At 42.9% G+C, this 20,097-nt stretch carries 17 protein-coding genes; 14 read left to right on the forward strand and 3 right to left on the reverse strand.

Annotated elements, in window-relative coordinates; translation table 11 throughout:
* A partial coding sequence (locus A8806_RS23665; protein ID WP_146203323.1) for a helix-turn-helix domain-containing protein occupies positions 1-184 on the reverse strand: 184 nt, incomplete at its 3' end.
* Positions 185-424: 240 nt separating this feature from the next.
* Here A8806_RS23665 and A8806_RS23670 point away from each other — a divergent pair.
* The 5 genes from A8806_RS23670 (at position 425) to ppdK (ending at position 8,927) form a co-directional block, all read left to right on the forward strand.
* Positions 425-1,816 (forward strand): glycine--tRNA ligase, encoded by a 1,392-nt coding sequence (locus A8806_RS23670; protein WP_109733636.1) that lies wholly within the window; start codon positions 425-427, stop codon positions 1,814-1,816.
* A gap of 115 nt (positions 1,817-1,931) precedes the next feature.
* Positions 1,932-2,699, forward strand: coding sequence for a transposase (locus A8806_RS23675; protein WP_181368859.1), 768 nt, complete (start codon positions 1,932-1,934; stop codon positions 2,697-2,699).
* A 97-nt stretch (positions 2,700-2,796) separates the two neighbouring features.
* Positions 2,797-4,167, forward strand: a complete 1,371-nt coding sequence (locus A8806_RS23680) for an aminopeptidase (RefSeq protein ID WP_181368860.1) — start codon at positions 2,797-2,799, stop codon at positions 4,165-4,167.
* A 237-nt stretch (positions 4,168-4,404) separates the two neighbouring features.
* Positions 4,405-5,847 (forward strand): aminopeptidase, encoded by a 1,443-nt coding sequence (locus A8806_RS23685; protein ID WP_109733639.1) that lies wholly within the window; start codon positions 4,405-4,407, stop codon positions 5,845-5,847.
* A 449-nt stretch (positions 5,848-6,296) separates the two neighbouring features.
* Positions 6,297-8,927, forward strand: a complete 2,631-nt coding sequence (gene ppdK / locus A8806_RS23695; protein WP_109733641.1) for a pyruvate, phosphate dikinase — start codon at positions 6,297-6,299, stop codon at positions 8,925-8,927.
* 239 nt (positions 8,928-9,166) lie between these two features.
* Here the strand turns inward: ppdK and A8806_RS23700 are convergent, their stop codons facing one another.
* Positions 9,167-9,892, reverse strand: a complete 726-nt coding sequence (locus A8806_RS23700; protein ID WP_109733642.1) for a GntR family transcriptional regulator — start codon at positions 9,890-9,892, stop codon at positions 9,167-9,169.
* 253 nt (positions 9,893-10,145) lie between these two features.
* Here A8806_RS23700 and A8806_RS23705 point away from each other — a divergent pair, with 253 nt between their 5' ends.
* The 9 genes from A8806_RS23705 to A8806_RS23745 all read left to right on the forward strand — a co-directional run bounded on the left by A8806_RS23705 (position 10,146) and on the right by A8806_RS23745 (position 18,912).
* Entirely contained in the window at positions 10,146-10,925 is a 780-nt protein-coding gene (locus tag A8806_RS23705) for a GNAT family N-acetyltransferase (protein ID WP_109733643.1), read from the forward strand.
* An 11-nt stretch (positions 10,926-10,936) separates the two neighbouring features.
* Positions 10,937-12,355, forward strand: coding sequence for an MFS transporter (locus A8806_RS23710; RefSeq protein ID WP_109733644.1), 1,419 nt, complete (start codon positions 10,937-10,939; stop codon positions 12,353-12,355).
* A gap of 29 nt (positions 12,356-12,384) precedes the next feature.
* Positions 12,385-13,236: an SAM hydrolase/SAM-dependent halogenase family protein gene (locus tag A8806_RS23715; RefSeq protein WP_109733645.1), complete on the forward strand. Its 852-nt coding sequence runs from the start codon at positions 12,385-12,387 to the stop codon at positions 13,234-13,236.
* Positions 13,237-13,264: 28 nt separating this feature from the next.
* Entirely contained in the window at positions 13,265-14,101 is an 837-nt protein-coding gene (locus tag A8806_RS23720) for an SAM hydrolase/SAM-dependent halogenase family protein (RefSeq protein ID WP_109733646.1), read from the forward strand.
* A gap of 14 nt (positions 14,102-14,115) precedes the next feature.
* On the forward strand, positions 14,116-15,126 hold the full coding sequence (gene add / locus A8806_RS23725) for an adenosine deaminase (RefSeq protein WP_109733647.1): 1,011 nt from the start codon (positions 14,116-14,118) through the stop codon (positions 15,124-15,126).
* Positions 15,105-16,250, forward strand: coding sequence for a phosphopentomutase (locus tag A8806_RS23730; protein ID WP_109733648.1), 1,146 nt, complete (start codon positions 15,105-15,107; stop codon positions 16,248-16,250). The genes add and A8806_RS23730 overlap by 22 nt, the downstream gene beginning before the upstream one ends.
* A 1-nt stretch (position 16,251) precedes the next feature.
* Complete coding sequence (gene deoD / locus A8806_RS23735; RefSeq protein WP_109733649.1) at positions 16,252-16,968, forward strand: purine-nucleoside phosphorylase; 717 nt, start codon at positions 16,252-16,254, stop codon at positions 16,966-16,968.
* Entirely contained in the window at positions 16,961-18,127 is a 1,167-nt protein-coding gene (locus tag A8806_RS26950) for a DUF6198 family protein (protein WP_109733650.1), read from the forward strand. The genes deoD and A8806_RS26950 overlap by 8 nt, the downstream gene beginning before the upstream one ends.
* A gap of 77 nt (positions 18,128-18,204) precedes the next feature.
* Complete coding sequence (locus A8806_RS23745) at positions 18,205-18,912, forward strand: FadR/GntR family transcriptional regulator (protein ID WP_109733651.1); 708 nt, start codon at positions 18,205-18,207, stop codon at positions 18,910-18,912.
* A gap of 61 nt (positions 18,913-18,973) precedes the next feature.
* Here A8806_RS23745 and A8806_RS23750 read toward each other — a convergent pair whose 3' ends face one another.
* Positions 18,974-20,089 carry a uroporphyrinogen decarboxylase family protein gene (locus A8806_RS23750; RefSeq protein ID WP_109733652.1) on the reverse strand — a complete coding sequence of 372 codons (1,116 nt, stop codon included), beginning with the start codon at positions 20,087-20,089 and terminating at the stop codon, positions 18,974-18,976.
* Between the last annotated feature and the right edge of the window lie 8 nt (positions 20,090-20,097).

Consider the following 20,097-nt stretch of genomic DNA (forward strand, 5'->3'; position numbering starts at 1 on the left):
AGCTGCCTTTATTCCAAGTGTTAGCAACCCGATTTTTAAAGACTTCATCGGATATGGTGGACGGGTCCTTACAAAGGTACTTGGAAATCTCACGAAAAGACTTGCTTTCATCTAGAGATTGTTCAATATAGCGACGGTCCTCGATTGTAAGATGTTTATGATTCCCTGGTATAAGTTTTGACATAGTGTTATCCTCCTTATGCCGCCGGTTTGGACAACTGATAGAACTATACCGCTAGAAGGAATCATATGCAAGAGTAAACCCTACTTATCCAAGACTAAGTCCTACATAGGATGAACAGGGTAGGATTTAGAAAAATAATTTACGGAGAATCATGGATTGTAATAAATGGCTTGAAAAAAAAGGAAATAGACCTTATAATAGTTAGCAATCGAGATGAAAAAGAATGTGAGGAGCAGTATTATGGTAGAAAAAACGATGGATAAGATTGTAGCTCTTGCTAAAACAAGAGGATTTGTTTACCCGGGTTCCGAGATTTACGGTGGGCTTGCCAATACATGGGATTACGGTAACCTTGGCGTAGAGTTGAAGAATAACGTAAAAAGAGCATGGTGGCAGAAGTTTATTCAGGAATCTCCATATAATGTGGGGGTTGACTGTGCAATCCTGATGAACCCGCAGACATGGGTGGCTTCCGGGCACCTTGGAGGATTTTCAGACCCGCTTATGGACTGCCGTGAATGCCATGAACGTTTCCGTGCAGATAAGCTGATCGAAGATTACTGTGCAGAAAATGGCATCGCTATTGAAGGTGCAGTCGATGCATGGTCTCAGGAGCAGATGTCAGCATTTATAGAGGAACACAATATTTTATGCCCATCCTGTGGAAAACACAACTTTACAGATATCCGTCAGTTCAACCTGATGTTCAAGACATTCCAGGGGGTTACTGAAGACGCTAAGAATACTGTTTATTTAAGACCAGAGACGGCACAGGGTATTTTTGTAAACTTTAAAAATGTCCAGAGAACATCCAGAAAGAAAATACCATTTGGTATTGGCCAGATTGGTAAGTCTTTCAGAAATGAGATCACACCGGGTAACTTCACATTCCGTACAAGAGAATTTGAGCAGATGGAACTAGAATTCTTCTGCGAACCGGGCACAGACTTAGAATGGTTTGCATACTGGAAACAGTTCTGCCTTGACTGGCTGCATTCACTCGGCCTGACTGATGAAGAAGTAAGATACCGTGACCACGATAAAGAAGAACTTTCTTTCTACAGCAAGGCTACAACAGATGTAGAATTCTTATTCCCATTTGGATGGGGAGAACTGTGGGGGATCGCTGACAGAACAGATTATGACCTGACACAGCATCAGGAAGTTTCCAAACAGGATATGTCTTATTTCGATGATGAGAAAAAAGAAAAATACATTCCATACGTAATCGAACCATCACTCGGAGCTGACCGTATGGTACTTGCATTCCTTTGCAGTGCATACGACGAAGAAGAGCTGGAAGGCGGAGACATGCGTACAGTTCTTCATTTCCACCCTGCACTCGCTCCGGTAAAGATTGGAGTACTTCCGTTATCCAAGAAATTGAATGAAGGGGCGGAAAAAGTATTTGCAGAATTATCAAAGACATATAACTGTGAATTTGATGATAGAGGAAACATCGGAAAACGTTACCGCCGTCAGGATGAAATCGGAACCCCATTCTGCGTAACATACGACTTCGATTCAGAAGAAGATGGGGCAGTTACCGTCCGTGACAGAGACACAATGCAGCAGGAAAGAGTCAAAATCGAAGATCTGAAAACATACTTCGAAGAAAAATTTAAATTTTAATATATATGGGGACGTAATCTTTTTTAGGAAGGCTACGTCCCAAATTAACCTAAGTGGTGTACCAAAATGAAATTTACCCTGTACCTAAATGAACTATGAAAGGACGGGTGAATGTGTGCCGACAAAGAGACGTAGAAAAAGCAACACAGATATTTATCATGTGACTGCTAAAGGAATAAATAAAGAACAAATCTTTAATCAAATCAGGGAACGCTATTATTTCAAGAAAATTCTGTTAAAACATCTGGGAAAATATGATGTAAAGATATATGCATATTGCATCATGTCGAACCATATCCATATAATTATCCGTTCAGAACTGAACATTTTATCGCTTTTTATGGCAAAGGTATTAGCTGAATATGCTGCCTATTATAATTATAAACATGGGAGAAACGGCCATGTATTTCAAAACAGGTTTGGAAGTGAATGTATTGAAACAACGCAGTATTTATGGAATTGCGTTAGATATATCCACATGAACCCAGTGAAAGCGAAAATGGCAAAAGACGTATGTACTTACAAATTCAGCAGTATGAAAGAATTTCAACAGAAAAAGGCTGTAGTTATACACGAAAACGTAATCACAATGTGGGAAAAGCGATTTGATAATTTTGATAACTTCCTAGATTTTCATAAAATGCAGGATACTTGTACATATCAGGATGTAGCTGCCGATGTAGATATGCAGATGAAGAGTGCGGCCTTTGTCATACTTAGTGCTATGGCAGAAGTCGAAAAAGTAAAGGAAGATGTTGAAATTCTAGAAGATAAAATCTTGAGAGAAAAGTATTTGCAAAGTCTGAAAAGTTCTTTAAATATTTCACAAAAAAAAGCGGATAAATTGTATAATTATATAAAAAAGAGTATAATGACTAAGTGATTACCAAAAAGGGACAGGGTAAATTTCATTTTGGTACACCATTAAATGCAATTTGGGACGTAGCAAACCTTAAAAATATTACGTCCCCAAGGAGGGTATGATGGATAAGAATTTATGGGAAGTTTACAACAACAATCAATTGGCAGAGCTTGATTCTCTGTCGTCTGCGTACAAATTGTTTCTGGATGCAGGCAAAACGGAAAGGGAGTGTGTGTCGGAGGTTATCAGGCAGGCAAAGGCTGCGGGATACAGGGATCTGGCAGCGGCTGAAGTGTTAAGGACAGGTGATAAGGTTTATGCCGCTTGGATGGGAAAATCAATTGCTCTTTTCAACATTGGGGAGGAGCCTTTGGAGGAGGGCATGAACATTCTCGGTGCGCATGTGGATTCTCCGAGGATGGATCTGAAGCAGAACCCGCTTTATGAAGAGAGTGGATTTGCTTATTTTGATACTCATTATTATGGTGGAATCAAGAAATATCAGTGGGTTACGATTCCACTGGCCATTCATGGAGTTGTTGTGCGAAAGGACGGTACGAAGGTTGAGGTTGCGATTGGTGAGAAGGAAGAGGACCCGGTTTTTGTTGTGACCGACCTTCTAATTCATCTTTCTGGAAAGCAGATGGAGAAGAACGCCGCTACGGTGGTTGAAGGTGAGAATCTGGACATCCTGATCGGCAGCAGGCCTCTTGCAGGAGAGGAGAAGGATGCGGCAGCGGCGCAGATCCTGAAGCTCCTGAAAGATACATATGCCATAGAAAAGGAAGATCTCATGTCAGCGGAGCTGGAGATTGTTCCGGCCGGAAAGGCAAGGGACTGCGGTCTTGACAGAAGTATGATCATGGCTTACGGGCAGGACGACAGGGTATGTGCATACACTTCTCTGGCGGCAATGTTAAAAACAGAACATGTGAAGCGTACTTCCTGCTGTATACTTGTGGATAAAGAGGAAATAGGAAGTGTAGGTGCAACTGGTATGCATTCCAGATTTTTTGAGAATGCAGTAGCCGATCTTATGGATAAAATGGGATGTTTCTCAGAACTGAAGCTGCGCCATGCGCTTGCTAATTCTGCTATGATTTCTTCAGATGTAGGGGCAGCTTATGATCCGATGTACGCTGATGCCTATGACAAGAAATCATCATCTTTCTTTGGAAAAGGGATTGTAGTCAAGAAGCATACAGGTTCCAGGGGAAAGAGTGGTTCTAATGATGCAAATGCGGAGTATATTGCGAAGCTGAGAAAAGTATTTGACGACAATCAGGTAGCTTTCCAGATGACGGAAATGGGAAAAATAGATGTCGGTGGCGGCGGTACAATTGCTTATATTCTGGCGCAGTTTGGAATGGAAGTAATCGACGGCGGTGTTGCTGTATTGTGTATGCACGCACCTTGGGAAATTGCAAGCAAAGCCGATGTATACGAAGCATACAGAGCATACTGCGCATTTCTGACTGATATGCGTTAAGTAAAAAGGTATAAAATCAGAAACATGTATGAAACTCAATACACTAAAAAACAAAGAAACGGCTGACCAGCCGTTTTTTTGTTCCCAGAAGTAAGGTATAGTTTTCCCAAAATCCTCCATAATAATCAAAGAGAATCCGGATGTCTGATTAATGTGCTGATATGTTTTTATCCTGCTGGTGTTATGTGCCTCAAGCATGATAAATGTGAAAAAGTGTCTGGAGAAAGGGAGAACTATATGGAAAGAAAAAATGCATGGAACTACTATAGTGAGGAAGAACGCAGACGGGTGGAAGATATCTGCCACGCATACTGCCATTTTCTGGACTGCAGCAAAACAGAACGGGAATGTGCCGCTGCGGCTATTAAACTTGCAAGGGCCCAGGGATACAGGGACCTTAAGACGATACAGGAAGCGAAGGAGACGCTGAAACCGGGCGACAGAGTATATGCCTGCCACATGGACAAGGCTGTTGTACTTTTTCAGATAGGTGCGGAACCTTTAGAGAAGGGGATGAATATTCTGGGGGCGCATATTGATTCGCCGAGGATTGATGTAAAGCAAGTTCCGCTGTACGAAAGTCATGGAAATGCCTATCTGGACACACATTACTACGGGGGTGTTAAAAAATATCAGTGGATGGCACTCCCGCTGGCTATTCATGGTGTTGTGGTCAGAAAAGACGGGACAAAGGCGGAAATCAAAATCGGGGAAAGAGAAAAGGATCCGGTTTTCGTCATAACAGATCTCCTGCCCCATCTGGGAAAGGAGCAAAATGAAAAGAAGGTCAAAGAGTTCATTGATGCAGAGAAGATGGACCTTCTGATTGGGAACCTGCCGGCCGGGAAGGGCATAGAAAAGAAGGCGCTTGGGAAAAAGCATCTGGAGATTGTTGACGGAGAGGAAACCGCTGAAGAGAATGAACTGGTGAAGAGGACAATATTAAGGTTTCTGCGGGAAGAGTACCACATCAGGGAAGAGGATTTTATATCAGCAGAATTAGAAATCGTGCCTGCCGGAAAAGCCAGAGACTGCGGTTTTGACAGGAGCATGATACTGGCGTACGGGCAGGATGACAGGAGCTGTGCCTTTACCTCGCTGCTTGCACTGCTTGAGCAGAAAATGGCGAAACGTACGTCCTGCTGTCTGCTGGTTGATAAAGAAGAGATTGGAAGCACCGGGGCAACCGGAATGCGTTCCCATTTTTTCGAGAACACCCTTGCGGAAATAATGGAACTGGGCGGTGATTATTCAGAACTGAAGCTGCGCCGCTGCCTTTCCAATTCCAAAATGCTTTCCTCAGATGTCAGCGCGGCCTATGACCCGATGTTTGAGGAATATTTCGAAAAGAAGAACAGCGCATATCTTGCAAACGGGCTTGTATTTAATAAGTATTCCGGAAGTGGGGGGAAATCAGGGGGAAACGATGCAAATCCTGAATTTATAGCGGACTTAAGGCGGATCATGGAGAAATACCAGGTTGTCATGCAGACAGCGGAGCTGGGGGCGGTAGACAGAGGGGGCGGAGGAACCATCGCCTATCTGATGGCAGATTACGGGATGGATGTGATTGACTGCGGTATTCCGGTTCTGAGCATGCATGCTCCGTGGGAAGTATCCAGTAAGGCCGATATCTACGAATCACTAAAAGGATATCTGGCATTTCTGAAAGAGGCTTAGAGTGTGTTTGATAATTCATTGTACACGTCTGACCGCCCCGCTTCACGACCTATTTGAGCCAAATTTTATCAACGTAGAACCACTACCCTTCAAAAATTTGGCTCAAATATCTCGCAAAGTAGGACAATCAGCCATATATATGATTTATCAAATACACTCTGGCAAAATGAGCCCGCCTGCTGTGATGTCCTTTTTTTGTACACAAGGCAAATTCCTTCATATAAGGGAGTTTGCCTAGTTTTTTGATATTATGTGAAATAAAATTGTGAATAATTCCAAATTAAAAATCGGGCTTGTCGGAAAAGGGTATTTTAAACAAAAAATCTTGCTAAAGATTGGTCAAAATTCCGTACAAAGTGCTTGACGAGCCTAAATAAAACCATTAAAATATTATATGCGACTTAGTGCAATATTATTTGTAAAAAATATTTTTAGGAGGTCATTAAGACATGGCAAAATGGGTTTATATGTTTACAGAAGGTAACGCGACCATGAGAAACCTGCTTGGTGGTAAGGGTTCCAATCTTGCTGAGATGACGAATTTAGGTCTTCCGGTACCACAGGGATTCACAATCACAACTGAAGCTTGTACTCAGTACTATGAAGATGGTGAAAAGATCAATGACGAGATCATGGATCAGATCATGGAATCCATCACAAAGATGGAAGAAGTTACCGGAAAGAAATTCGGTGATAAAGAGAATCCGCTTCTTGTTTCTGTTCGTTCCGGAGCAAGAGCTTCCATGCCGGGAATGATGGACACAATCCTGAATCTTGGTTTAAATGAAGAAGTAGTTGAAGTACTGGCTGCTAAATCCGGCAATCCACGCTGGGCTTGGGACTGCTACAGAAGATTCATCCAGATGTATTCAGACGTAGTTATGGAAGTTGGTAAGAAATACTTCGAAGAACTCATCGACAAAATGAAAGAAGAAAAAGGTGTTACACAGGACGTTGACCTGACAGCAGAGGACCTTCAGGTTCTGGCAGGACAGTTCAAAGATGAATACAAGAAGATGTTAGGCGAAGAGTTCCCGACTGATCCGAAGGAACAGTTAATGGGTGCTATTAAGGCTGTATTCCGTTCATGGGACAACCCGAGAGCTAACGTTTACCGTCGTGACAATGATATCCCGTATTCATGGGGAACAGCTGTTAACGTACAGATGATGGCATTTGGTAACATGGGTGATACTTCAGGAACAGGTGTTGCATTTACACGTGACCCTGCAACAGGAGAGAAGAAGCTCATGGGAGAATTCCTGATGAACGCTCAGGGCGAGGACGTTGTTGCCGGAGTTCGTACACCTCAGAAGATTTCCCAGTTACATGAAGTTATGCCGGAAGTTTATGATCAGTTCGTAGCAATTTGTGATAAACTGGAAGACCACTACAGAGACATGCAGGATATGGAGTTTACAATCGAGGATAGAAAACTGTACATGCTGCAGACACGTAATGGTAAGAGAACAGCTCAGGCTGCCCTGAAGATTGCTTGTGATTTAGTTGATGAAGGAATGATCACAGAAGAAAAGGCTGTTGCAATGATCGATCCTAGAAACTTAGATACACTGCTTCACCCACAGTTTGACTCTGCTGCGCTGAAGGCTGCAACACCTGTTGCAAAGGCTTTAGGAGCTTCACCAGGAGCTGCATGCGGTAAGATTGTCTTCACAGCTGACGATGCTAAGGCATGGGCTGCAAGAGGAGAGAAAGTCGTACTTGTACGTCTTGAGACATCTCCGGAAGATATCGAAGGTATGAAGGCTGCCCAGGGTATCCTGACAGTACGTGGAGGTATGACATCCCACGCTGCCGTTGTTGCACGTGGTATGGGTACATGCTGTGTATCCGGATGCGGTGACATCGCTATGGACGAGGCTAACAAGAAGTTTACACTTGCAGGAAAAGAATACCACGAAGGAGATGCAATCTCTCTGGATGGTTCCACAGGTAATATCTATGACGGATTAATCCCGACAGTTGATGCTACAATCGCCGGTGAATTCGGAAGAATCATGGGATGGGCTGACAAGTACAGAACCATGAAAGTCCGCACAAATGCAGATACACCTGCAGATGCTAAGAAAGCTCGTGAACTGGGAGCAGAAGGTATCGGACTCTGCCGTACAGAGCATATGTTCTTCGAGGGCGACAGAATCGATGCATTCCGTGAGATGATCTGCTCAGATACAGTAGAAGAAAGAGAAGCAGCACTTGAGAAGATTCTTCCGGTACAGCAGGGAGACTTTGAAGGTTTATTTGAAGCTCTGGAAGGAAACCCGGTTACAATCCGTTTCTTAGATCCGCCGCTTCATGAATTCGTTCCTACAGAGGAAGAAGACATTAAGAAACTGGCTGATGCCCAGGGCAAGACTGTAGAAGAGATTAAGACAATCATTGATTCTCTTCATGAGTTCAACCCGATGATGGGACACCGTGGATGCCGTCTTGCAGTTACTTACCCAGAGATTGCAAAGATGCAGACAAAGGCTGTTATCCGTGCAGCTATCAACGTACAGAAGGCACATCCTGACTGGAATGTTTGCCCGGAAATCATGATCCCATTGGTTGGTGATATCAAAGAGTTAAAGTATGTAAAGAAATTTGTTGTTGAGACAGCAGACGCTGAAATCGCAGCAGCAGGAAGCGACCTGAAGTACGAAGTTGGTACTATGATCGAGATCCCGAGAGCTGCCCTTACAGCTGATGAGATTGCTAAAGAAGCTGATTTCTTCTGCTTCGGAACAAATGACCTGACACAGATGGCATACGGATTCTCACGTGATGATGCAGGAAAGTTCTTAGATGCTTACTATGATGCAAAGATCTTCGAGAACGACCCATTTGCTAAGCTTGACCAGACAGGTGTCGGCAAGTTAATGGAAATGTCAATCAAATTAGGAAAACCGGTTAACCCGAACCTGCACATCGGAATCTGCGGCGAGCACGGTGGAGATCCAAGTTCTGTAGAATTCTGCAACACACTTGGTCTGGATTATGTATCCTGCTCACCATTCCGTGTACCGATTGCAAGACTGGCTGCTGCTCAGGCTGCAATTACGAAAAAGAATGCATAATCGGCGGATTTATCTGACTGGTATGTTAGGAATGTAGAATTGAACAGATTTAACTACTCAAAAGGGAAGCTATTTGCTTCCCTTTTGTTGCGTTAAAACACTTTAATAAGGATTAAAATCCCAACGTTGAACTTTAAGAGGAGTTACTCCCTTTTTTCTATAAAATAAATTGAAGATAAAAAATGCAGGTGACCGGAAAAGGTGCCTGCATTTTTGCTGTCAGATCAGATGGGCTGAGATTAGTTGTTCAGTAAAAAATTAATGTGGTAATATTCTGGAAGAAAATAGAATTTATTCCGGGCAATGGGGAGTTTCATTTTGTTATGATGTATTGCCTCAATGAGCAAAAGGGGAGTCTGCAGCGGCACATTCAGGAATTTCATTTCTATTTCATTGGCGTAGATCAGTTTCATGGTCATGTCCAGCGTTTTTGTAAATTTGAAGAGCGTCTCAAGGATCAGTTCTTTAATGGATTCTTCTCTGGAAGTATCCAGACTTAGTTCGTCAAAAAATGCAGCAGGTACCTGTGTAAAAGAGTATCCGAGAACCGTGTCATCTGATTTGAAAATACAGTAGCAGGCCAGTACGATATCGCTTGCAGAAAGGCTCAGTTTGTCTCTGGCAATATCGGTGGGGGCACCGTAATTGTAAGAGAGGACAGTGCTGTTCACAGGCAGCTTACTCATGGACAGAAGGGGTGTTGTGGTCTGTTCTACAGAAGCTTTGCTGTTTTTGGGAGCAACAATTGTTCCTTTACCCTGTGATTTAATGATCATTCCATCTTCACAGAGAATTGCGAGGGCCTGACGGAGAGTATTGCGGCTGACCCCATACTTTTCAGACAACGCAGTTTCTCCGGGCAGATGTTCATTTGGCGGATATATGCCTTCTATGATATCGGAATATAAGGAATTGTAAACACCCAGATAGGTGGGCATGTTCTCGTTCTGTAATTTGGTTTTCATAAGTTATCCTCCCTTAGTTGATAAACAAGTTTATTTTAGCATAAAAACACTGTTTTGACAATTGGAAGAAGAATAGCGTGAACATGTTGATCAAGATGTAGTGGTTTGGATAAATTACACAAGAAATAGAAAATGAAATTATGCATATTTGATAAAAAACAATTAATTCACGTACATTTATTGACATATAATACATTTAGTGATAGTATTTAAACAAGTTCAACATGTTGAACAAGATGAAAAGGAGGGTATCATGCTCAGGAAATGCAAAGAAGAGGACAGGGAAAGGATAAAAGAGTTTTTGAATGAGAAGCCTGTATATCACACGTTTTTGATTTCCGATCTTGACAAGTATGGGTTTGATAAAGATTTTCAGACAATTTATATGCAGGAAGAAGAAGGAAGATGCATTGGAGTGTTTCTGAAATATTTTTACAATCTTATTGTTGCAGGAGAGGATCAGGAACTTGATTATGAGGCGGTCAGCAGAATTGCTGACGACAAAATTACTACGATCATGGGAAATGCAGAAGTAGTCCAAAAGGTAGCAAATAGGGTTGGTAGGCAGCTGCGGATGACGTATAATAATTTGTATATCCATGAGGAGACAAAGAGGCAGGAAACAGTTGATAACAAAGTGAGGTTTGCAAATCTGGATGATGTAGGACGGATATATGAGTTCCTGATGGGTTTTCCGGAAATGAAGAATCTGTATTCTGAAAAGAAGATGATTGAAAACAGGATTAACAATATGGAAGGAGTTCATGCCATTATAGAAAAACAGGGAAAGATCGTGGCTCATGGAAACAGTGCTGCGTCGGCAGAACTAACTTGTATGCTGGGCGGAATCTGTGTAGGCGAAGAATACCGGGGAAGAGGGTATGCGAAGGATATTATCCGTACGTTGTGCAGGGAAATACACAGTCAGGGAAAAATCCCCTGCATGTTTGCTCCGGAGAAGAATCCCCATACAATCTTTTCAGAACTTGGATTTAAGATTTATGGCAGGTGGGGCGTAGCCCAGCTTATATAACAGGAGGAAAAATGGGAGAGAAAAAACTTAAAACAAAAGATATTCTAGGTTATACCGTTGGTTCTATAGGAGATTCTACATCGTATAATTTTGTGCTGTCGTTTTTTTCGTTTTTTATGATCACTGTTGCCGGGGTAAGTCCGGTAGTGGCGGGAACAATTATTTCAGTGGCTATAGCGTGGGATGCGGTGACAGATCCCATTATCGGTTATCTGGTGGATAATTCAAAAAGTAAATATGGGAAGAGGCGTCCATGGATGCTGAAATCTTTAATACCGCTTGGGGCATCACTGGTACTGATGTTTCTGAAAGTGGATTTTCCACAGACTCAGAAAAACATTTACTATCTGATTTTGGTACTGATTTTCTGGACCGCATATACGGCGTTTAATATTCCTTATTATTCATTTGGCTCGGTTTTATCAGATGTAGACAGTGAACGTGTTAGAGTTGCAGCTTTTCGCGAAGTCCTTGGATATGTAGGTATCTTTTGTGCCAGCTCAGTACCTACATTCATTGTAGGCAAATTGATGGAGAATGGTTTTAATAATGCAAGATCATGGTTTGTCGCAGGAATCATATCAGCGGTGATATCCGTCAGTACCATACTCCTGATGTGGAGATGTACAAGAGGAAAAGAACGGACAGATGAAGTGGCAGATGCAGAGAAAATGAACCTGAAGGGTTTCTTTACTAATGTGATCAGCCTTATGAAAATGAAACCCTATGTGCTTGTGATTGTCTGTGCGCTGCTTACCAATATTTACCTTACTTTATTTAATTCCAGCCTTTTGTATTACGTTACTTATAATATGGGGTTGGGAGAAACGCAGGCATCACTGATGTTTACAGCTATGAATATAGTTTCCATTCTGTTCATCCCTTTTATAACAAAATCAGTAGCCGTATTTAGTAAGAGTAAAGTGTTTGTTATCTGTATGGTTTTCAGCGGAGTGGTAATGATACTTACCAAATTCACGGGAATCCCTAATATTACACTGGGCTGCGTCTATGTTGTATTAGTCGGTGTGGGGACTTGTGCATATTGGATGTGTGTGTTTAATTTTCTCTACGATGTTGTGGATTACGATGAGTTCAACAGAGGGAAGAAAAGAGATGGGATTATTATGTCTTACTACTCATTTCTTTTGAAACTTGGTGGTGCAGTAGCAGCTGCAGTTCAGGGATTTCTGCTTCAGAAAAGTGGATTCGATGCATCCCTTGCAGTACAAAACAACGGGGCGCTTGGTATGATCGAATCGATGTTTACCATATTGCCGGGAATCTGTGTACTGGCAGCGGGACTTGTCATTGCATTTACACCTCTGCAGGATAAGAAGATGAATGCCCTGAGGCTGGCACTGGAAAAGAAGCGTGCAGGTGAGGAATATACAATAGAAGGATTTGAGTCACTGGTAATTAAAAAATAAAATCATATAATATTCAGGAGGGAAAAATAATGACAGCGAATAAACCAGCAATCGTAATGCAGACAGATTTCACAAAGGATATCTCCGTATGTACCATGCAGGGAGTATGCATGATGGTAGACCCGGAATTAAAAGTGTTTGACAGCACGCATGAAATTAAAAGTTTTGATACCTACCAGGCTTCCACTTCTTTGAGCTTCGTAATAGATTTCTGGCCGGCCGGTACTGTATTTGTATCTGTAGTTGATCCGGGTGTAGGTACAAGCCGCCGGGCCTGTGTGGCAAAGCTTAGCAATGGAAGTTATGTAGTGACACCGGATAATGGTAGTCTTACTCACGTAAAGAAATATTTTGGAATTGATGAGGTTCGTGTGATTGATGAGAACGTCAACCGCCTCAAGAAAACAGAGAAATGTAATATTTTTCATGGAAGAGATTTATTCGCGTACTGCGCGGCAAAACTTGCAGCAGGAGTGATTACATATGAAGAAGTAGGTGAAGCATATCCGGTAGAAGAAATCATTGAACATGAAATCATACCATACAAGGTAGAGGATGGCTGTATCTCAGGAATGATCGACACAGCAGATTATCATTTTGGACTGATCTGCTCTAATATTCCGGCAGAAGTTTTTGAAGAAGAAGGAATCGAATATGGAGATTGGATGGATGTGCAGATTATAAAGAAAGGACAGGAAGCACCTGTATACTCACAGAAGGTTCCTTTCCAGCCATCTTTTGGGGCAGTTGCTGTAGGGGAACCGCTTTTAATGGTGAGTGAGACTCTCCAGATCCAGATTGCGATTAACAGCAGAAATATGAGTGAGCAATATGGTATTCAGGGCGGACCAGAATGGTTAATGAAACTGAAAAAGTGTTAGTAAAACATATAAGAGGAGGAAATAAAATATGAAACCAACAATTGTAATGCAGTCAGATTTTGGAATAAACTCAGGACTTGTAGCGTGTATGCATGGAATGTGTAAGCTTGTGGATAGTGAACTGGTCACCTGTGATATTACACATTTACTCCCTGCTTTTGATATAGAAGCGGCATCGTACTGTCTCCAGTATACAGTGCCGTACTGGCCGGCCGGAACAGTGTTTGTCTCTGTGGTTGATCCGGGAGTAGGAACGAGCCGCCGTGCATCTGTGGCAAAGCTGAAAAATGGAAGTTATGTAGTGACTCCGGATAATGGGACACTGACATATCTCAATGCTATGATCGGGGTGGAAGCGATCCGGGAAATTGATGAGGAAAAGAACCGTTATCAGGAGACAAAGGAAGTACATACATTCCATGGCAGAGATTTATTTGCCTATTGTGCAGCAAAACTGGCTTCCGGTAAGATCACCTTTGAAGAGGTGGGAAAAGAATACCCGACAGAAGAAATTGTACTCCACAAAATACAGACAGCGGAAGTACGTGAAAAATATGTTAAAGCAGTGATACAGAGTTATGATCCTTTCGGCAGCGCAGAGCTTTCTGTTTTAAACAGTAATTTTGTTAAAGCAGGTTTTAAAATGGGTGACAAACTCCATATAACCATTGGAACAGAGGATAAAAAGGTGTTTGACGGGCTGATCCCATACGAACGGTCATTTGGTTATGTGGGAAAAGGTGAGGATGTTTTATTCAATGATCTGGCTTCTTTTGTTACAATTGGCAGCAACCAGGCAGATTTCAGGCAGAAGTATCATATGGATCCGGATGTAAATTACACAGTAGAAATCTGTGAAGCGTAAAGAAAGGAAGACATATGTGGCTGGACAGATTACCTAAAGTAGAACTCCACTGCCATCTGGATGGCTCCATCCCGCTTGAGGTTCTAAAAGACCTATGCGTGATGGGGCACATCACAGTTCCGGGGGATGAGAAACAATTCAGAAGACTGGCCGAAGCCGGAGATAACTGTGAGAGTCTGACAGAATATCTGAAGGCTTTTGAACTGCCGTTAAGCTGCCTCAAGACAGAGGAATCCTTTTTCAGGGCATCTTATGCCGTTGCGGCTCAGGCAGCTATGGAAAACGTAAAGTATATGGAGATTAGATTTGCACCGCTTCTTTCTGAGACATCAGCATTAGCAGCAGAAAGTGTAATTGAGGCATCTATAGCGGGACTTCAGAAAGCATGTAAAGAAAAAGGTATTTATACTTCCCTGATCCTGTGTGGAATGCGTCATTTTTCTGTATCAGATAATTATAGAACACTGGATCTGGGAAAGCAATATCTGAATAAAGGCGTGTGTGGAATAGATTTGGCAGGGGATGAATCTGCTTATCAAAATGAGTTGTTTCTTGACTATTTTAAAAAAGCAGAAAACAGCGGCATTCCCCTTACTGTACATTCAGGGGAATGCAGTCGGATTCAAAATATAGAACTGGCTGTAGAGTATGGCGCAAGAAGAATCGGACATGGGATTGCAATGAGAGGTAATGATGCTCTGCAAGAGTTGATCCGTAATAAAGAGATCGGAGTGGAATTGTGTCCAAACAGCAATATTCAGACAGGTGCCGTAGCATCAGCAGAAGAGTATCCGTTTAGAGAGTTCCTTGATCATGGAGTTAAAATTTCTATCAACACAGACAACCGTACGGTAACGAATACAACCATGAAGAAGGAGCTTCAGTTTTTAGACACCCATTTTGGCCTTTCAGTGGAAGAGGCAAAAAGACTGATGATACAGGCAATGGAGACTTCATTTGCAGAGAAAGGAATGAAAGAGAGTGTGATAAAGGAGGTTTGGCAATGGAAAGAAGAGTCTGCCTGATCGTGTTAGACAGCTTTGGGGTTGGAGCCCTCCCGGATGCAGCTAATTATGGCGATGAAGGGGCTAATACTCTGAAAAGCATTGGGGCCGGAGTAGAGAATTTTTCTCTGCCTCATCTGAACAGATTGGGACTTTTAAAAATTCTTCCGGGTTATTGCGGGGAAGATAAAGAAAAAGTAATAGGAAGCTATGGAAAGGCCAGAGAAAAATCAGCAGGAAAAGACACCACGGTCGGGCATTGGGAAATTGCAGGTTATGTAAAAGAGGAGCCATTTCCGGTGTTTCCGGAAGGATTTCCGGCAGAGGTGATTGAGAGGTTTGAAAAAGCAACAGGGAAAAAAGTGATCGGAAATATTCCGGCTTCAGGAACCGAGATTATTCGTACGCTTGGAAAGGAACAGACGGAAACAGGAAGTCTGATCGTCTATACTTCAGCGGACAGTGTTTTCCAGATTGCAGCAAATGAAGAAGTGATTCCGGTGGAAGAATTGTATCGCTTCTGCCGGATAGCAAGGGAGCAGCTGACAGGAAAATATGGGGTGGCACGCGTCATTGCGCGTCCGTTCGTGTCAACAGAAGAAGGGTATGTCAGAACAAAAAACCGTCATGACTTTTCCATGATTCCACCGAAGGAAACAATGCTGAACAGAATATCTGCTAGTGGCAGGGAAGTTGCTGCAGTAGGGAAAATATATGACATCTTTGCGGGAAGCGGCATTACCAGACATGTGTATACGGGCTGTAACGAGGAAGGTGTGGAGAAGACTCTTCAGATGATGCAGGAAGTAAATGAAGGATTGATTTTTACAAATCTGGTGGACTTTGATATGATTTACGGGCATCGCAGAGATATTGAAGGGTATGCCAAGGCTTTGAGAGACTTTGACGCCAGAATTCCCGAGATCATGGATGCTATGATGGAGGAAGACCTTCTGATTATCACAGCAGATCATGGGTGTGACCCGGGATATAAAGGGACCGATCACACAAGAGAATATATACCAATCATGATGTACAGTAAGTCCATGGAAAAAGAGAACAACATTGGAGAGAAGGAAAGCTTTACCTGGATTTCAGAAGTAGTAGAAAATTGGCTGGGAATCAAAAGAATTGGAGGAAATTAGAATGTCTACGCCACATAATGAAGCACAAAAAAAAGATATTGCAAAGATTGTCCTGATGCCAGGGGATCCACTCAGGGCAAAGCTGATTGCTGAGACATATCTGGAAGATGCGGTATGTTACAATACAGTCAGGAATATGCTTGGTTATACAGGAAACTACAAGGGAAAGCGGATTTCGGTACAGTCAAGTGGAATGGGAGTCCCAAGTATGGGCATCTATTCTATGGAGCTGTACAGAGACTATGATGTGGACACAATTATCCGGGTTGGTTCAGCAGGAGCTATCTCAGATAGTCTTTCCATGGGAGATGTGGTTATTGGTATGGGGCTGTGTACAGATTCCGCTTATGTATCCCAGTATAATCTTCCGGGAACATATACGCCGGTTGCGGATTTTAATCTGGTGAAACTGGCCACAGAGATCATGGAGGAGAGGGGCGTGTCTTATCAGACAGGGGTGGTTCTGACTTCGGATTTATTTTATACAGATGAAAAAGATGCTGTTGCAAGGTGGAAGAAAATGAACGTACTGTGTGTAGAGATGGAGTCTCTTGCGCTCTACTGTAATGCGGCCAGGTTAGGAAAAAGGGCTCTTACGATGCTTACAATATCAGATATTCCTCTGAAGGGGGAGGCTATGGAAGCAGATGAGAGAAGAACAAGCTTTACTGTAATGCTGGAATCCGCGCTTAGACTGGCGGAGAAAGCAGATGTGTAAAAGTATAAGGATAGTCTGGCTGCTATTTGGAAATTTGGCGGCGGGATTAGGCGTAGCTTTCTGTACAAAGGCCGGGATTGGTGTTGATCCTGTCAGCGCTCTTTATGATGGTGTACATAAGATCATTGGTCTGGAGATAGGGACTGCATCTTTTGTGGTCAATATGCTGATTCTTCTGGTATGTACCTTATTAAACAGGAAATACCTGAAATGGGGTACATTTCTGTCAATGCTGAGTTTTGCGGTATCTTTGAACACGTTCGTACAACTCGCTTCACCTTTTATAGTAGAACCCTATACGATGTCATGTTATCTTCTGTTTTTTATTGGAATTTTTTTGGCAGGGGCAGGATTTTCAACGGTAGTATTTCAGAATTTAGGACCAAACTGTGCAGATATCCTCCTGGAAGTGTTGAAAGACAGAGCCGGTATTTCTATGAAGAATGCCAAAATTACTATAGATCTGTGTTGTACTGTGCTGGGGTTCCTGATGGGCGGCACTGTCGGTTTAGGTACAGTCCTGTGTATATGTGGCATGGGACATATTTATAATCAGGTATTTTGTATATGGCAGTGGGCAGTCTCAGGAAATGGCAGCGTTCCAGAGCAGGGAACGATTGATGAAATATTGATGAATAACCGCAGATTTGTGCAGGAAAGAAGATATGAGAGATACGAAACTGAGAAATATCCCAGAAAGAAGCTTGCAATTCTGACCTGCATGGATACGAGACTGACAGAACTTCTGCCTGCGGCGATAGGACTGAAAAATGGAGATGCCAAGATCATCAGAAATGCGGGTGGAGTAACGGAGGATGCTTATGGGAGTGAGGTGAAAAGCCTTCTGGTGGCTATTTTTGAATTAGGAGTTACGAAGATCGTGGTGATTGGGCATACAGACTGCGGCGTGGAAAAGTTGGACAGTACCCAAATGATAGAAAAAATGCGTAAACGTAAAATTAAATTAGAGAACAAAGAGAAGGCCGGCAGAAGAGAAATTGATTTGAATAGGTGGCTTTCCGGAATCCACGCAACAGAGGAAGCCGTACGGGATACCGTTTCATTATTAAAAGAACATCCTCTTGTTCCTAAAGATGTGGATATCTTTGGTTTTGTGATGAATACAAAGACAGGCGAACTGATGGAAGTTGTACAGTAATTCCCATATAAGACTTGACTAAGGACACGGCTGGCTTTATAATCAAATAAAAAGCGGTCAGACCGGTTAGGAGTATTATGGAGTACGGTAGAGATACAGGAAGAAAAAGATTATTATATTCTAAGCTATCAGATAGAATATACCAATACATAAAAGAAGAGCACTTAAGTCCGGGAGACAGACTGCCGGGGGAACGTAAGCTGGCGGCGGACTGGAAGGTCAGCCGCCCGTCCCTGCGTGAAGCGATCCGGGAGCTGGAGAATCAGGGGATTGTCCGTGTGGAAGTGGGAAAAGGGACATTTGTCACTGATTATGTAGAGGGAAGGCAGTTGAGCATTAACCTTGCTTTAAAGAATTTTTTGGAACTATTTGAGATTAAGACTGTGTTGGAGAGATACAGTCTTGAGAAAGCGATTCCCAATATATCCGAAGAAAAGCTGAAAGAATTGGAAGATATGGCTGTACAGATGGATGCGGTAGCGGCGAAAGGGATCATGCCTAAGGAAATGGACCACCAGTTCCACCGCAGCATAAGTGAGAGTTACGGGAATCAGGAACTGGCTAATCTGGTCTGCAATATGATCGAGATGTATGAAACCTTTGATAATGACCTGTATGGGTATTTCGAAGACAAAGATTTTGATTATTTACCAATTTTGCTTCAGACATTTCCATATCATCTGGAGATGGTGCGGATGATGAAGGAGAGGAATGTAGAAGAGGCATTGAAAAGGTTTGATAAGATAGTCGCTTTAGATCTGGAAATATACGGACAGATTAAGTAAAGAGCAGGCCGGGCATGGGAGAACGAGTGTTTCCCGTGCCCGGCCTGTTGGAAATGTAACCCTAATCCAGAATGTTTTTGATTTTCTCGCAGTAATATTGTACGTTTTCCCACTTTGCATCATCGGGAATCCGGTGGTCCGGGCAGGGGATGTAGCCGGACAGCCGGGCCAGCGGTTTCAGCCTGTTTATTTCTTCGTCTATGGCTGCATAATCCTGGGCGAGCACAGATTTGCGCATACCGCCGATTCCTTTTAAGGGGCGCCCGTATTTCTCGCGCCAGGGGGCTATGCTGGCATCCCAGGTTCCGACTTCGATTGGAAACATTGTATTGACCCCGTTTTTCAGCCAGATCGGGAGAAGGGAATCTACCAGCCCGTCACAGTCTACGCTGATGGTTCTGACATCATATTCCATGAGCAGGTCCGTTATCTTTTTGTAATGGCGTGCGGTGTATTGTTCGAATACATCCGGGGCTAATAAGGGGCCGTTTTTATAACAGACGTCTTCCCAGAAATGTGCGTAATCGAACCGGATGCCCGTATCCAGAGTTCTTTTTACGGATTTCAGGCAGAGGTCTCCGATGGTATCAAACATTTCTTCGAGAAGTTCTTCATCGTCTACCATCATGTAACTGAATTCTACAATTCCGAGATAGTCCCTGATACGCCCGCAAAGGCTGCCGCAGTGGAGGCCAATGGGATTTCCCTTCTTTTGTTCCGATATGACACGGTTTAATTCTGACTGGGAAAAACGCTCCTCTGTGTAAGTTAGTTTCGGTAAATAGTATTTTTCCCAGGATTCTCTGTCTTCCAGCAGGTGCCCGACCTCGGCGGGAATAGACTTGGCCCCGGCACGCTGGAGGATGTACACTCCGTCACAGTTGATATATTTATCGAAGCCATTATCCAGATGTTCTACGAATTTTTCCTCGAAGAAGGGGAAAAGTTCGGTGGTAGTTATACGGCTGGCATGCCACCCGAAATCAAATCCTAATTTTTGTGAGAGAATTTCTTCTCCTTCAAAAGAGTATTCTTCTAAATCCAGAATATCTTTGCCAAGGTGCCCTTCCTGAACCCATCTTTCGATGACCTCCGGGGTAAAGCCAAAATGTACGGCGGGCATCCGGTCTGGTTTTTCGTAATTCATAATCGCCTGAAGGCGTTCTCGGTTATTCATGATCCATA

This window comes from Faecalicatena orotica, from assembly GCF_003149245.1.
GTDB classification, from domain to species: domain Bacteria; phylum Bacillota; class Clostridia; order Lachnospirales; family Lachnospiraceae; genus Faecalicatena_A; species Faecalicatena_A orotica.